Here is a 16,678-nt window from a genome sequence, read left to right as displayed (position 1 = left end):
GTTTAATGTCGGGTGACTATCCATTGATAGTGGTTGGGGTGAAAAGTTTATTGAGATAGCTATTCGGTTCGACGAAATTATCGACTCTAATGATTCAACTAACGGAGAACGATAGTTGAATAGCCAACCAAAACAAAGCTGCCGTTGAACGATCGGCAGCTTTGTTTACATTAACGAACAGTTTACGACAATAAGCCCTATTGACTCAACTATCGTCCTTCTTTAGTCCAATTAGTCGTTTTGAGTAGCAATGTCTATTCTTGCCTCCGTACATTGGTCGCGTAAACTGAAGAGTAAAACCCGCAGCTTCTAGATTTTTAATACTTGCACGGTTCTGAGGATGAACAGTTGAATATAGGTACAGACATTCTTTTTCCTTAGCACGTTTTTCTCTCAGCTCATGAAAAAATCTTTGTAGACCAAGCCCGCGAACGGATTCATGGACTACAGTTGAATCCAATACTGCAACAAAGGGCAATTCTTTTTCTGGCACTCCGAACTCAGTTCCTAGGTTAATCTCACTTACACCGGGAAATGCCAAAACGGAATAAGCAACTAATTTCCCGTTATTAAAAGCACCGTATATCTCACCCTTTCCATCAATAAGCTCGAGGAAATAATCTTCGTCATTCATTGCAAAAAGATCCTGAAAAGGCAACCGCGAAATTACCTCCAGCATAAGCGCTCGTATTTCCTGCAGTTCCAGATGATATAAACGTCGTAGCTCTAATTGGTAACCCTCTTTTGTACGCATTGTTAGAGTCCCCCTGACAGATTTTTGTTTTACTCGGTTGAAATTTCAATTTCTTCGTCTATCCGGTTTAATCGCTCAAAAAGGATTGCACCCTGTTAACTAATACGCTACAATTATAGGATAATTATTACAAATAAGGATGCAAGAAGGGTGTTCTGCTGCGATTTTATCATCATCATGCGTCAGCCTCATCTAGAGTTTCTCAGGAAATAATTGTGACAAGCACTCAATTATAATGAGAAAGGAAGGATCGTTTGACAAAAAAGATGCTGCCTGTAACGATACCAATAGTTGTGGGGTACAAAAGATATTCTCATTTTTTGGCTGTGATGAGTAATGATGAGAAGTCTCATGCCTGGATATTGAACCACTTTATACAACTGTATACGGATAAACCCTTTGATAAGGACATTCATTGGCTGAGCTTTTATTTAGGAGAGCCCCTCATGTGGAGGCACAACAATAACCCATGGATCTATACCCAAGAAATAGAATGGAGTCTAATTAATCAATGGACGGAATTAGATAAGTTTATTATAAGCTGCATCGACAAAAATCAATATGTTTATATAAATTGTGATTACTTTTATGTGCCTTATTCGAATTTTTATGGGAAGGTTAATAGAAGAAGCCAATTGCTCATTACGGGCTATGATTTGGAGAAAAATGAATTTACGTTGATGGATTTTTTCAACGCGCAGTACAGGGCTGTCACAATCTCTATTCCGGCGCTTGTTCATGCTGCGAAGCAAGCGATTTGTGGACAGGCGCTGAATCGCTCCAAAATCGTTCTCATTGAATTAAATCAAGTCGAGCATTATGAATTTAACGTATCGCTTGCGAGTAAGCTGCTGAAGGACTATTTGTACGCTGAAAATTCATATGAGCGAATGCCGTTATTTACGAAGCCTAGGGAGCAGGCTGCATTCGGCATGGCTATTTATGCGGATTTGCAGCAGTTTCTTGATCGAATCCAGCAACAGAGCACCGTACACTCGAGCCTACCTTTTCATATTTTGTATGAGCACAAGAAATGTATGCGCTTACTTTATGACTGTTTGATTATGACGGGAAGCATAGAGCCTTCAGCTGCTTTAGCGGATGAATTTTCACTATTAATCGAGAAGACGCTTGTATTGCGCAATCTATATTTCAAATTAGAAATTAGCGAGGATCTGCTCCTCATTGGCAAAATGAAGCAAAGTGTGGAAACGATTAAAGCTTTGGAAATTTCAGCGCTTGAGAAGCTGATTGGGCTTATTGATGGAAAGGGCAGCAATGATTTGCAGCAGGAGGCGCTGGATGAAGCACCATCGGTGCATAGCTAAGGATCTAGACCGGCCCAATAGATTCGGAATAAACCTGCATTTTGTTGGTGTGAGTAACGATAGGCTGACGATGGACATCATGCCATCGCCAGTCTTTTGCTTTCTATAAGAATAGAGTGGCTGTCCTGCTGCCGCAGAATGCCCGCTTATTGCGCCTTATTTTCAACCTTGTTCATAAATAAGGGTCCGCCCATCCTCGGAAATGCGCACTTCCGCCTTTTCGGCTGACTCCTTGTCCAGTGCTGCTGCCGGCACTGCTTCAACCTGTTTTTTCACTTTATGAATGACATCATAGCTGTAGTAGCTGATATTTGTTTCTTCTATGTCGTCATTCGTCGTGTTTTTTTGAGCATAGGTATAGGCTTTGATGAGAGCGACGTTGGAATCGAGCCACTGAACGACTTCTATCGCTGTATGATCGCCAGCCGCGGCTTTCAACGAAGCAATAGGCAGTCCATCACGGTCATAAAAATAAATTTGTTCAGGAGCCAGTTTTAAGTAATCAATGTCGATGCCTGTGATGCGATGCTGCTGCTCTGGAGCAGTGTCCATCCAAGCCACGGTGCCTGCGGGATTCCACTTCATTAATTCGGATGGGACATAGCGTTTTTCCGGCAGTTTAACGCTTGTTAGCGGTTGTCCGTCAGCTGTGAAAAAAGTAACCTCCCCGCTTTCATCGTTGTGGACGAAACGCTCAAAGTCAGGTGACAGGAACAAGGAAGGCGCCCCGGTCGTCGAATGAGGGATAACGCGGAACGTATTTTCCGGCAGCCGATCCTGCTTGTCCTCGCCCTGCAGGTCGAAAAACCACACATTTCCCAGATAGCTCTGCATAAACAGCTGCTGCTTCTCTTCGTTCCATTGATATTGATAGATATAATCGTAGTCGTCAGTCAACGGCCAAAAATCCTCTCGAATCCGTGTCATTTCGCCTGTTTTTGCATTTAAAACGGACAGGTGGTAGCGGCCTCCGTCATCAATCATTTCCGGCTCAAGAAAAACGAGCTGCTCCTCGCTGAGTTTTAACAGCTGCCGCTCCTTCCCCGAATGAAAAGAATTGTACCAGCGATTGTTGGAGTCGGTAATCGTCTCGCTCCATTCCACCTTCACCTCATCCTGTCCCAGGCGATGCGAAAGAAGCGCATTTGTAACGATATCGTCGCCGCGGTACAGATTGACCATGTGATATACGGCTCCTTGAAGCTCAACAGGAGAGCTGCTGCCCATTGAATAATGGCCGAAAGAATCGGATAATGCTGCGTTTAGGCTGCCGTCGGCGTTGCGGCTCGATGTGAAGCTAAGGCTGGTTAGCTTCACATCGGAAGCGGAAGCTTCAGCCGCAGGCTGAGCAGTTGAAATGGGCTTCTCGGTTGCTGCTGCTGTCCCTGTTTGGCTATCGTTAGAACATCCTGCTATTAAGAGGGCGAATAAAATACAGCCTTGAACGGTTATATGTTTTGCTTTCATGTTTGCACTCCTCTTAGTGAAATAAACGATTAATTATTTTCCTGCATTTTCATTTCAGACGAATATACGCAGAAATTGTTGCATGCTGGGTCACGTTTAGCACACCATAGCCTCCTTCAAAAAAAGATTGCGATCAGGCCCTTCAAATTATATGATGAGGGAAGGTTAATTCATATGCTCTTTAATTAATGATTTTATTAATTCATTCGCGGATACGATTAAATTAACGCAAAGGGGCGTTTATTGTGAGCAAAAAACAGCTGGGAGATATTCATTTTCGCGATCCGTATATACTAGTGGATCAAGGCCGCAAAAAATATTATTTGTACGGCTCCATCGGGCAAAATGTATGGAGCGGAAAAGCGATTGGCTTTGACGTTTATGAGAGCGAGGATCTCGCTGAGTGGAACGGCCCTATTACCTGCTTCCGTCCTGAGCCGGACTTCTGGTCGGATCATCATTACTGGGCACCGGAGGTGTACGAGTGGGAAGGCCGCTTCTATATGTTCGCCAGCTTCAAAGCGGACGGCATTCCGAGGGTGACGGGCGTTCTGGCGGCAGACGAGCCGCAAGGGCCGTTCGAGCTGTGGAGCAGGTCGCTGACTCCGCCGGATTGGGAATGCCTGGATGGCACGCTGTTCGTCGACAACGATGGCGAGCCATGGATGGTGTTCTGTAAGGAGTGGGTGCAGGTGCAGGACGGCGAAATGTATGCGGTTCGGATTACGCGTGATTTTAAGGAAGCGGTCGGGGAGCCGACTTTATTGTTCAAAGCCTCGGATGCTGTATGGTCGGTTGGCGGCGGCGATAATCAGCAAAACTATGTCACAGACGGCCCTTTCCTGCATCGGATGGCAAATGGCGAGCTGGTCATGATGTGGTCGACGTCTGGTCAGGAAGGTTATACGATGGGCATTGCCCGCTCAGCTTCCGGGCAGATCGTGGGGCCTTGGATTCAGGATGCCGAGCCATTGTTCGCCAAGGACGGAGGACATGGCATGCTGTTCAGAACGTTCGAAGGCCAGCTTTGCCTGACGATTCATGCGCCTAATAAGCATCCGCAGGAGCGGCCGATAATTTTCCGCTTGGAAGAAGCGGATGGCCAATTTATTTTGCTTGATCAAATGGAATAAGCGGTATTACCACAGTCAAGACCTAAGCCGGGCAGGGAATCTTCTCTTTTACCCGCCAGCTTAGGTCTTTTTTCAATGGCTCATGGCACGGTGGGTAAGAACAGGGCTGAAGGTTGTACAATCGTAGAAGAAATACTAGAATAAGAAGGGGTTTAAAGCTGGCTCTGATTAGGTCAGTTTTAGGCTGCTATTTTACAGCTTGCGAATGCGTCATGAGATGGAAGGAGCTTTATAAAACAGTCATGCTGAACACAAAAAATATATCAAGCGGGCTCGCGACAGCGATTATGGCCTGTACAGGCGGCGCGGTGCTGATTATACAAGCAGCGGATGCGCTTGGGCTGAGCCGGGCGGAGGCCTTATCCTGGCTGTTCGCGGTTTATGTGATTGGCGGGGCGCTGAATTTGTGGCTCATTCTCCGCTACAAAATACCGTTTGCTGGCGCCCATTCGCTTACGGCTGTCGCTTTTCTCAGCGCATCGGCGCTGCATTATCCGATAAAGGAGCTGGCAGGCAGCTTTATTATGGCGGGTGCGCTTATTGCCGTGCTTGGCGCGACCGGCTTATTCGGCAAGCTTCTGGGACTTATACCAAAGCCGATGCTGGACGCGATGCTGGCGGGAATTGTGCTGCATTACGTCGTGGCGATTATTCCGGCTATTAAAGAGCTACCAATTATCGGAATCCTATCTTTTCTGGGCTTCCTTATCGTTCCTAAGCTGAATAAAGCGATTCCTCCTTTGCTCGGCATGCTGGCATTTGGCGTCATCGCACTGCTCATTTGGCATGACTTTCCTGCGGCTGAGGCAGCTGAATTTAGTATGCCGCACTGGATTAGTCCGTCTTTTACGACGGGCAGCTTCATCTCGATCTCGATTCCAATTGCAATATTGATTTTGAGCAATGATATCGCAGTATCGCTGGCTGCCTTAAAGAAAAACGGCTATAATCCGCCTGTTAACAAGACGGTTGTCTTCTCGGGTCTCGGTACGCTGCTCGTTGGCTTCTTCGGCGGACATGCCGTCAACGTCGGGGGCATGATGACTGCCTTATGCAGCAGCGACGAAGCTGGGGAAAGAAAAAGCCGTATTTGGGCGGGAATCGTATGCAGCGTGCTTGTCATTGTTTTCGGCCTGTTTGCCGGAGCGATGCTTGTGCTGATTAATAGGCTGCCTTCAGCGTTTATTGTGCTGCTGTCAGGCTTTTCGCTGGCTGGGGTGCTGATTGGCAATCTGCAAGCTGTATTTTCCGAAACGACGTACCGGTTTTCGACCTTGTTTGCTTTCATTATTGCCATTGCCAATGTATCTTTTTTCGGCATTTCATCCCCGGTCTGGTCTTTGCTGATTGGCTGTCTTATCGCCAAAGTGCTCAAGGAAGGCAAGCCGAAACCAGTGGAAGCGTCGAGCGTTTAGAAGGAATGACCGTGCCGAGCGTGGCTGCAACTGGATATGGCTGCAAACGGATGGGCAGAGAGAGCAGCAGATGCTCCCTGCCCATCCGTTTTTTTCTGCTGCTGTGCTGCTCGTCATAGGTTTCCACCGCAACATTGTGGTATATATAAGATTAATAGTACTTTAATCATTTGGCAGAGAGGGATGGTTATACATGGATATCCTACAAACGATTGCTGGATCACTGGAAGCGGTGCGCCGCAATAAGCCGCTCGTTCATCATATTACGAACTACGTGACGGTCAATGACTGCGCCAATATTGCGCTCGCTGTAGGCGCTTCGCCGATTATGGCGGATGAGCTGGAGGAGATGAACGATATTGTCTCCATCGCTTCGGCACTGGTTATTAACATTGGCACACTGAATCGCCGCACAATCGAGTCGATGGTCGCCGCCGGGAAGCGGGCCAATGAGCGGGGCATTCCCGTCGTGCTTGATCCGGTGGGAGCGGGAGCCTCGGCCTTGCGAAATGGTGCGGTGGAGCGGCTGCTGAGCGAGGTGGAAATCAGCGTGCTGCGCGGCAATTTATCGGAAATCCGCTTTGCAGCAGGACTGGAATCGCTGACGAAGGGCGTCGATGCTTCAGAAGCCGACCTCGCAAGAAACGAAGAGACCGCGCAGGAGGTGGCAGAGCAAGCAGCGACCAAGCTCGGCTGCATCGTGGCACTCACGGGAGCGACCGATGTCATTAGCGATGGCGAGCGGACGCTGCTTATCCGCAACGGCGTACCGCAGCTGTCCGGTGTAACGGGCACCGGCTGTATGTGCTCTACGCTGATTGGCGCTTTCTGCGGCGCGAAGCAGGAGGGGGATTTGCTGCTCGCGGCGGCGGCAGGCGTAGCTGCAATGGGCATTGCCGGCGAGCTTGCCGCAGAAGCAGCAGAGGGAAAGGGCAGCGGCTCGTTCCATATCGCGATTATTGATGCGGTTAGCCGAATGGATGGTGAGCTGCTTGCTGGCCGAGCCGTAATAGAAGCTGCTGCTCCATAAAAGCAGTACGTTAACCGGCTCCAATCAAGTTAAACGGGTGATGGATGCAGTCAAGGCGTCGAAGGATGCTAGACGGTCCATCTTTTTTTTGTGAAAAGGGGCTGTTTTTTCATCTTGAAAAAATACGCTGTTGTTAATGGGTAATCGTTGCATTCTCTAAGAGTAGGGATTGTGGAGAAATGAAGAGCAGAAATTTTCAATGTAGATGGATTTACATAATATGGGGTTTATGCTATGTTTGCTATGAAAGCGCATCCAAGAGTTGATATATTGAACTTGTATTTACCATTCTTAACATGGGAGGAAAGACAAGGATGAAAAATTTACTCAAGAAGGCAAGCGCAATGATGCTGGCATTTGCTCTACTGCTTGGATTAATGACAGCACCGCCCGTTCATGCAGACAACGCACTTTTCACAATTGAAAGCGAAAACGCTCAGCTCACCTCCGATCTTCAAGTGACGACCCAAATTTACGGACAGCAGAAGCCCGGATACTCCGGAAGTGGATTTGTCTGGATGCAGAATTCCGGTACCATTACCTTTACGGTAACTGTCCCTGAAACCGGAATGTATACGATCTCCACCCGCTATATGCAGGAGCTTAGTCCTGACGGCAGGCAGCAATCTTTAACCGTTAATGGCGTTACGAAGGGCTCGTATATGCTGCCCTATACGACCAATTGGTCGGATTTCGATTTTGGCTATCATAAGCTGAACCAAGGCAGCAACACCATTCAGTTGAAGGCTGGTTGGGGCTTCGCTTATTTTGATACCTTCACTGTGGATTATGCTGCTCTTGATCCTTTAAATGTGCAGCCTGTCCTCGCCGACTCTGAGGCCACACCGGAAACGCAGCTTCTGATGAATTATTTAACGGAGGTTTACGGCAATCATATGCTTTCCGGCCAGCAGGAGATATACGGAGGCGGAAATGACGGCAATTCCGAGCTGGAGTTTGATTGGATTCACAATTTAACCGGAAAGTATCCGGCCATTCGCGGGTTCGACTTTTTGAACTATAATCCGCTTTACGGCTGGGAGGATGGCACAACCGCCCGGATGATCGATTGGGTGAACAACCGGGGCGGGATCGCAACAAGCAGCTGGCATATTACTGTACCCCGAAATTTCACGGCCTATCAGCTCGGAGAGTTTGTGGATTGGAAGGAAGCCACCTACAAACCGACGGAAACCAATTTCAATACAGCGAGTGCCGTCATTCCCGGCACGAAAGAATATCAATACGTGATGATGGCCATTGAGGATTTGGCAGAGCAACTGGAGATTCTGCAAAATAACGATGTGCCGGTGATCTTCCGACCCTACCATGAGGCGGAGGGCAACGGTGGATTGAATGGGGAGGGTGCATGGTTCTGGTGGGCCTCGGCAGGCGCAGAGGTGTATAAGCAGCTATGGGATATGATCTATACCGAGCTTACAGAGACATACGACCTGCACAACTTGATCTGGACCTATAACAGTTATGTGTATAGCACTTCTCCCGCATGGTATCCCGGCGGCGATCAGGTGGATATTATCGGATACGATAAATACAATACCATTTACAACCGCTATGACGGCTTGTCCGGTGTCCCCAATGAGGATGCGATTACCTCCATTTTTTATCAGCTTGTTGATTTGACGGGCGGCACGAAAATGGTGGCCATGACGGAGAACGACACCATCCCAAGCGTAATAAATCTGACAGAGGAGAAAGCAGGATGGCTCTACTTCTTGCCTTGGTATGGGGAACATCTCATGAGCTCTGCTTTCAATTACCCAGCGACCTTAACAACACTGTACCAAAGCGACTATGTCATTACGCTCGATGAGCTGCCCGATTTAAAGGTTGAAAATCCAACTCCAAACGCGTCCATCACACCAGCAACCGTCGAATTTGACAAGTATGCACCCAATCAAACCGACCCAGCCATAACCGTGAATTCAAAGGGCAATACATTAATCGCTCTCCGGGTAGGCGCTAATGCTTTGTCAGCGACTCAGGATTATACGTTGAGCGGAAATACACTGCTGCTGAAAAAAGCATTTCTGTCGACACTGCCGATTGGCGAGCATTCGATTGTTTTTGATTTTAATCAAGGACAAGATCCCGTATTAAAAGTCAAAATTGTGGATACAACACCGAGCGCATCCATTACACCGGTAAGTGCGGCATTTGATAAAGCGGCAACGCTAGCGCAGAATATTATCGTAGCCGTTACCTTAAACGGACACCAGCTTGTAAGTATCTCAAATGGAAATGCTACACTTCTATCGGGCCAGGATTATACGGGATCAAGCGCTGGTGTCGTTCTGAGCAAAGCTTATCTTTCCACGCTGCCGCTGGGCCAGAATGTCATAACCTTTCATTTCAGCGGAGGAAATAAAGCTGTATTAACGCTTAATATTGTGGACAGCGGTGTTCCCACACCTACGGGAGACCTGACGGTCCAAGCCTTTAACGGCAATACGAGTGCCTCCACCAACGGAATTTCACCCAAATTCAAAGTAGTTAACACCGGTGATGCAGCCATTCAGCTCAGTGACGTGTCGCTCCGGTATTATTACACGATTGACGGGGAGAGAGATCAGAGTTTCTGGATCGACTGGGCCAGTATCGGAAATGCGAATGTAACCGGCAAATTCGTCAAACTGGCGACTTCGGTTGAGGGTGCCGATTATGTTTTGGAAATGGGCTTCACGACTTCGGCTGGAACGCTGAATCCCGGCCAGAGCGCAGAAATTCAAGCACGCTTCTCCAAAGCCGACTGGTCCAATTACAACCAAGTGGGCGATTACTCATTCAAGGCATCCAGCAATCAGTTCGTAAACAATGAACAGGTTACCGGCTATATGAATGGTCAGCTTGTATGGGGGATTGAGCCGTAAGTAGGTGACAAGAGGGTTGGATCGGGGGTATCCCTGATCCAACCCTTTTTGTTGTGTTAGGGAAGGTACTGCGCGCTACCACCAATCAATTTCTACACACGAATCGGTCAGGGGTCATTGTTTGGTTTTAGTCCGCCGTTTCACCTTGTGAAAAATGGGCTTTTCTTTATTTTGAACAGCTAATGTTTAATTTATCTGCTTATGGAAAGGGCTTTCATCGGTTATGGTTACATTGTAAATCGAATCGTGTGAGGAGAGATGGAACGATGCCAGTAACAAGAGGAAAAAAAGCAGCTTTCCGTAAATGGACAGCCGTTGCTTTAACCGCTTCTATGCTCATCACCATGATGCCGCTTGCTGCGTATGCCGGCGACACATGGCCATTCAAGGGGGAAAGCGCACACGGCAGCAATCAGCCAAGCGTCCACGGCTACACGAGTGGCCAAATTGCGAATTGGAGCCCGGCAACAGACCCGGATGCGGAGAAGCTGCGGTCGAAGGTGCCGCTGCAAAACCGGATTTTGCCGTTTGCCAGCACACAGGCAAAGCCCACGCTGAATGCCAATGTAAAGATGATGAACGTTGCAGGCGATTATGGCAATGCTTTTATCGAAAATGCGCCCTATACTAACAAGTTTGCCCAGTATCATTTCAACTTCTGGCAATACATCGATTATTATTCTTATTGGCACGGAACTGCAAGCGCTTACACGCCGCCCGAATATTATGATGATTTGGCCCAATCGAACTGGCAGCAAAAATGGTTTGAATTCGGCATGCTGAACATTCCTAATCCAACGTATACCGATGCCGCGCACAAAAACGGCGTCCTCTCCCTCGCTGGCGTTTTTTTCTCCAACAATGACCGCGGCCAGCAAACCTACAAGCAAATGCTTGTCAAAGACAGCAGCGGAAATTTCCCAGTCGCCCAAAAAATGATTGAAATGGCCGATTATTTTGGCTATGACGGCTATTTTATGAATCAGGAGGAATTGTCGCCCAACGTTGCGACAGCGGACATTCCAGCGTATATCGCATTTCTGAAGGTGCTGCAAAGCGGCGGCCTTTATGTGCAATGGTATGACTCGCTTAATACCGCGACAGGGGCAAATACGTTTGCCCGAACGTTCAATAATAACAATATTTCGATGCTGCATGACAAGGTGAATCACCAAACGGTCACCAATTCCTTTTTCTTTGACTACGGCGTTGGCAATACGCAAATTAATAGCGCGAATACTTATCTAGCGAGCTACAATGCCGCAAATGGTACAGCCTATACGATTTTTGATATCGGGTTTGCCGGTTTGGAGGCAGGGAGAGACCGTTTTGCGTCGGTACAAGGGACGGCACTTTCGAGCAAGCTGAGCAGCGGGCTGCCCCGTCTAAGTCTTGCTACGCTCGGGGCAGATTTTGTCCATGCGGGTCTGGATGAAGATATGGGGCAAAGCTGGCCGGTAAGCCGCAGGTCGGAAAACAACTACCAATGGATGACCAATGTGCGTGATCAGCTCTGGTGGTCAGGACCGAATCTGAATCCGAAAAATACGACGGTCTCCGCTGCGAACACGGCAGCCGACGTCTATGCCGACAACCGCTATTGGCCGGGAATCGCCTCGGTCATTGCGGAGCGCTCCGTTATTGGCAGCACGAACTTTTACACGAATTTCAATACGGGCCATGGCCTTTCCTATTACAAGGACGGTGCGGTCTCGAGCAACAGCGAGTGGTCCAATATGAGCCTGCAGGATATACCCGTCACTTGGCAGTGGTGGCAGGATACGACGGGCAATCGTCTGACGGTGGACTATGACTACGGCACAAAATATGATATTTCGGCTACGCAGCGTTATCAATATGCCCAGCTTGGCGGCTATAATGGCGGCAGCTCGCTTGTGCTGAACGGCAATCTAAACGCCGAAAATTTCCTGCGCTTGTTCAAAACCGATTTGAGCGTAAACGCAAGCTCCAAGCTGTCCATCACGTATAACAAGCCTTCGGCTAATGATGCATCGGCTGCTTATATCGGCCTTATTTTTAAAGATAATCCGAGTCAGGTCGTCAAGGTGCCCATTCCGAATGCCGGCAATAAGACGAATGGCTGGGTTACGCAGCAGCTTGAGCTGGGCGCCTATGCGGGCAAATCGCTTGCCGCTTTTGGACTTGTCGTTGCTCCAGGGTCAAGCGCGATTGCGGGTTACCAGCTCAATGTGGGGCAAATTCGCATTTTCGACGGCTCGGCGATTAAGCCAGCAGCGCCTTCTGGCCTTGCTATTTCGGAAGCCTTTGTGGATACGGGCGAAATGAACATCAAGTGGAATATGGATACCGACTACTCGAAGGTAAAGCAATACGATATTTATATCAATGACGTCTATGTAGGCGGCAAATATGATGAAGTGTTTTATATCAAGGCTCTTCCGTCTACAGCAGGCACGCTGAAGGTCGTTCCAATTGGTGCGGACGGATTGGAGGGCTTTGCAGCTACGCTGCCTTTTAATCTGAGTGAGTCGGTATCTAGCATTAACGTAGACTCTCAGCAGAACGGGCAGCTGTCAGTAAGCTGGGTGAATCCGCCGAGTGCAGTGGGGAATACGACGGTAAGCGTGCGTTCGCTGAACTGGATTACGACGGCGCAGCCTATCCTCGAACAGCAGACGGCGGCGGCAGGCGCAACTAGCGTGACCTTCAGCAATATGCCAATTAACGGCGATGATTTTCTCGTAACGGTTACGACGGCGGGAGGAAGCTCCGTGAGCAAAAGCGGCCATTTTATTGACAAAATAGCGGAGCCTTATGGCGAGCAATGGTCATGGAGCGGCAATACGCTGAATCTGCCGATGCCAAATACGAGGGACTGGCGCTATATGTACGTCTATGAAAATGGCGTAGCCAAATCGTTCCCGGTCACGTATATTTCCGGCAGCGCGGGCAGCTTTGCGAAAATCATTCGCGGCAGAACGACGAAGGCAAGCCTGAGCTTCACGTCGACCGCTGCCACCGTCTATATTGTGATGGAGGATTACGCTGGAAATCAATCGCAGCCGCTTTATGTTCGCAGCTAAAAATAGATTCATTTGTCAATCTTTTCATCTTATACTAGTGAAAGCGGGAGGACAGGGCGACACCCTGTCTTCCTTTTCCTGTTAATGTCGATGAAGAAGTAAGCGGCAAGGGGGAGGGGATGAAGAAGCTGTATATAGATGCGATTAAAAATAATTTATTTGTCAAAATCATGCTTGTTTTTGCTGTCATTATTGTGTGCGCTACGGCGATTCTCGCTTATTTCACAGTCGATTATATGTCCCAGTCTGTTGCTGACAATGAGCTGGAGAAGCAGAAAATGTCTATGGAGCGCGTCCATCAGCAGCTTGCTGGCAAGGCTCACGTCGTCCAGCAGCAGGTGCAGGACATTTACCGCGACCCGTCCTTTTCCTATTCCTTATCCTATTTGCTGAAGCATTCTTTTTCCGAATATATGAATTTCAAAATGGACAGCTATTACAATAACTTAGGCAGCGGTGTCGATGATTTGGATTTTTTCAAAAAAATGCTTGAAAATGATGCAGATATTGCGAATATGCTGCTGTTCAGCTCCGAGAAGCAGTTTCTTTATATGTTCGGGCAAAGCAATTTGACGAAGCTGTATCAGACGCAGGCGTCAAAATCCTATGTTCCGGATGCGATGGCGCTGGAAAGCAGCATCGTAGCTACGCCAAACCCATGGGTTCGCAGGACGATTGACCAATGGGAAAACAAGCTTTTTTCCGTCAGAGTACATATCAATGAGGTAGGCACGCTGAGCAATGTCGGACAGCTGCTCGTCTTTTTTCAATCGGATGCACTAAAAACGGCGCTGGTGAGTGAGGGTCATGACAGGCAGGGCTATATTTTGATTTTGTCAGGAGATGGACAGGTCATTTTTGACTCCTCGGACCGTTATTACGGCAAGCTCTATCCCTATGTGGACAAAATAAAATCGGTGGACAGCCTTGCCTTTTTGGAGGAGGAATCCTATATTTCGATGCTCCCGTCCAGCAGCCTCGGCTACACCGTATTTGGCATTATGCCGAAGCGGGAGGTGGAAGCGATCTACGAGCCCATGAAAAATGTGGTCATCGCAGCGAGCTTTGCTTTTATTTTAATTACGATTTCCATTCCGTCCTTTGTCGTCTTTAATTTTTCACGCCGGACGAACCGGATTATCCGCTCGATGCGGCGGGTAGAGACTGGCGATTTGACCATTCGAATTGTTGACGAGAAGGAGGATGAGATCGGGCAGCTCTCGCAAGGCTTCAACAAAATGCTCGATGAGCTTTCGCGCCATATCGACCGGGTGTATGTGGCTGAGCTGAAGCAAAAGCATACGGAGTTTGCAGCGCTGCAGGCGAGGATTAATCCGCATTTTCTCTACAATACGCTTGAGGTCATTCGGATGAGGGCCCTTTCCCATGGCGCCGCCGATGTCAGCGAGATGATCTATAGCTTGGCGGTGCTGTTCAAGAGCTTTGTCCAGCAGCAGACCGTCGTGACGATGGAGGAGGAGCTGGAAAATTGCCGTCTTTATTTGGAGCTGTTTCGCATTCGCTACAAGGATCGTTTTGCCTACGTCATTGGTTGTGATCCTGAGCTGAAGGAGCGCATGATGATCAAAATGTCGCTGCAGCCGATTGTGGAAAATTATATTGTCCATGGCCTGCGCTCGGAGGAGGAGGACAACCTCATTAAAGTGAGCGCCACGTTGGAAAACGAAAGGGTGACGATTGTAGCGGAGGATAACGGAGCAGGCATTAGCAAGGAACGGCTGGAGCAGATTAAACGCTCTCTTGGCAGATATGCGGTTCAGGAGCCGGATGATTCGCTGGGACTGCGGAGTGTGAAAGAAAGGCTTGAACTGATTTATGGCAAAGACGGAAGGTTCGACATCGAGAGCATCCAAGGAAAAGGGACGAGGGTTACCTTCAGCTTCCCGGCTTTAAGGAAAGGAGAGATGGAAAATGTACCGCGTATTTCTGGTAGATGATGAGCCGTTTATATTAGAGGGCCTATATGATGTAGTAGACTGGGCGGCCCACGGTCTGGAGCTGACGGGAAAAGCGGGAAATGGCCGCAAGGCACTCGAATTGCTGCAGCAGGTTCCTGCTGATTTGCTCATTACCGATATTTCCATGCCTATTATGAATGGGCTGGAGCTGATTCGGGCTGCGCGAGCGATCAGGCCGGAGCTGAAGGTCATTATTTTGAGCGGGTTCAATGATTTTGAATATTTGAAAGAAGGCATGCAACTGGGCATTGAAAACTATTTGCTTAAGCCGCTTAATTTCGCTGAGCTGACCTCGACGCTTGCCCATACGGTCAAGAAGCTGGATGAAACGAGAAGGAGCAGCGTGCTCGAAGCTGAGAAAGTAGATATTTTGAAAGACACGATTCTTTATCGCTGGCTGACCGCTGCGATCGATGCCGTTCAATTGCAGGAGCGGGCAGCGATGCTGGATATTTCCTTCAGCGGCCGTTATATTTCCACGATGCTGCTTAGAGGAGGCAGCGAGCGGGAGGATGGGCTCCTGCAAGAGCTGCGGCAAACGGCAAATGCCAGCGGGGACAGGCTGTTTCTGCAAAATGTGGAGGGTGATGCCGTGCTTGTGTTTATGGCGGAGGAGGAAGCGGATTGCGCGGCCAAAGCTATGCAATTTGCCTTGCAGCTAAGGCAGAGGGAGGAGGCGCGTCCTTATCGGATTTCGATCGGCTCCCCGCAGGCTAGAGGAGCGCAGGAGGCGCTCAGCTATGAGCATGCGCTGCGGGCTCAGGAGTATTTTTTGCTGCTGCATAAGGAAGAAATTGCTTTGTATGAGGATTATGCGGCAAGAAGGGATGAGCTGCTCCCTGATGCAGCATTAAACTGGGCCAGCTACAGGAAGAAGGTTTCCGCCGCGGATACGGAGGCGCTTGTTGCTGAGCTGACAGACGATTTCCAGGCAATTCAAGCGTCTAGCGCAGCGACGCCTAGCAGGCTTCGCATGTTGGTGATGCAAACGCTGCTCTGGCTGCAACAGGAGATGGGAGGAGCCAATACGGTTAATGCCATTATTGCGGAGCATATGAATCCTTCCTTTAACAAGGCGGCGAAAGCGTCTGAATGGGAGGAGCTGCTTGCCATTATGACCAGTACGATCCGTGGCATGTCCACGATGCTTATTAAAGAGGAGACCAATCCCACGGTTAAGCTGGTGCTGAATGACGTGGAGAAATTTTTTGCCACCGATCTGTCCCTCAAGCAGCTGGCGCATAAATACCATATTCATCCGGTTTATTTAGGCAAGCTGTTCCAGAAGGAAACGGGGGAAAGCTTTACGGAATACGTCAACAAACACCGGATCGAGCAGTCCAAGCTGCTGCTCCGTACAACCGCACTGAAGGTCCATGAAATTTCCCGAAACGTCGGCTATTGGGACAGCGGCTATTTTCATAAACAGTTTAAAAAATATGTTGGCGTAACGCCAGCCGATTATAAAAGCATGTTATTTGCAGCAAGCAGCGAACCCGATGACTTAAATACATAAAGAAAGGCCTTGTATATGTTTATTTTGAACAGCGTTTGTTTAGTTTCTTCTCTATTTGAAAGTGCTTACATCCGGTAATCTACAAGTAAGCGTTAAGCGA

10 protein-coding genes are annotated in these 16,678 nt (G+C 48.5%); 8 read left to right on the top strand and 2 right to left on the bottom strand.

Annotated features, from left to right (window positions below; all coding sequences use genetic code 11):
- Window positions 1–205 precede the first annotated feature (205 nt).
- On the bottom strand, window positions 206–754 hold the full coding sequence (locus tag AC50YG_RS26275; RefSeq protein ID WP_494831171.1) for a GNAT family N-acetyltransferase: 549 nt from the start codon (window positions 752–754) through the stop codon (window positions 206–208).
- 446 nt (window positions 755–1,200) lie between these two features.
- Here AC50YG_RS26275 and AC50YG_RS26270 point away from each other — a divergent pair, with 446 nt between their 5' ends.
- Entirely contained in the window at window positions 1,201–2,082 is an 882-nt protein-coding gene (locus tag AC50YG_RS26270) for a hypothetical protein (RefSeq protein WP_494831169.1), read from the top strand.
- Between the two features lie 162 nt (window positions 2,083–2,244).
- Here the strand turns inward: AC50YG_RS26270 and AC50YG_RS26265 are convergent, their stop codons facing one another.
- Window positions 2,245–3,549: a hypothetical protein gene (locus AC50YG_RS26265; protein ID WP_494831167.1), complete on the bottom strand. Its 1,305-nt coding sequence runs from the start codon at window positions 3,547–3,549 to the stop codon at window positions 2,245–2,247.
- Between the two features lie 245 nt (window positions 3,550–3,794).
- Here AC50YG_RS26265 and AC50YG_RS26260 point away from each other — a divergent pair, with 245 nt between their 5' ends.
- The 7 genes from AC50YG_RS26260 to AC50YG_RS26230 all read left to right on the top strand — a co-directional run bounded on the left by AC50YG_RS26260 (window position 3,795) and on the right by AC50YG_RS26230 (window position 16,578).
- The gene (locus AC50YG_RS26260; RefSeq protein WP_494831165.1) at window positions 3,795–4,682 is read left to right on the top strand and encodes a glycoside hydrolase family 43 protein; all 888 of its coding nucleotides are present in this window, start codon (window positions 3,795–3,797) and stop codon (window positions 4,680–4,682) included.
- Window positions 4,683–4,924: 242 nt separating this feature from the next.
- Entirely contained in the window at window positions 4,925–6,097 is a 1,173-nt protein-coding gene (locus tag AC50YG_RS26255; protein ID WP_494831163.1) for a benzoate/H(+) symporter BenE family transporter, read from the top strand.
- 193 nt (window positions 6,098–6,290) lie between these two features.
- Window positions 6,291–7,127 (top strand): hydroxyethylthiazole kinase, encoded by an 837-nt coding sequence (gene thiM, locus AC50YG_RS26250; protein WP_494831159.1) that lies wholly within the window; start codon window positions 6,291–6,293, stop codon window positions 7,125–7,127.
- 314 nt (window positions 7,128–7,441) lie between these two features.
- The gene (locus AC50YG_RS26245) at window positions 7,442–10,018 is read left to right on the top strand and encodes a glycosyl hydrolase (protein ID WP_494831156.1); all 2,577 of its coding nucleotides are present in this window, start codon (window positions 7,442–7,444) and stop codon (window positions 10,016–10,018) included.
- Window positions 10,019–10,284: 266 nt separating this feature from the next.
- Complete coding sequence (locus AC50YG_RS26240; RefSeq protein WP_494831153.1) at window positions 10,285–13,083, top strand: endo-beta-N-acetylglucosaminidase; 2,799 nt, start codon at window positions 10,285–10,287, stop codon at window positions 13,081–13,083.
- A gap of 119 nt (window positions 13,084–13,202) precedes the next feature.
- Window positions 13,203–15,041: a sensor histidine kinase gene (locus tag AC50YG_RS26235; protein ID WP_494831151.1), complete on the top strand. Its 1,839-nt coding sequence runs from the start codon at window positions 13,203–13,205 to the stop codon at window positions 15,039–15,041.
- The gene (locus AC50YG_RS26230) at window positions 15,016–16,578 is read left to right on the top strand and encodes a response regulator (protein WP_494831149.1); all 1,563 of its coding nucleotides are present in this window, start codon (window positions 15,016–15,018) and stop codon (window positions 16,576–16,578) included. The genes AC50YG_RS26235 and AC50YG_RS26230 overlap by 26 nt, the downstream gene beginning before the upstream one ends.
- Window positions 16,579–16,678: the final 100 nt, after the last annotated feature.

The organism is Paenibacillus sp. J31R34, from assembly GCF_059383715.1.
This window is presented reverse-complemented; position numbering and strand designations above follow the sequence as displayed.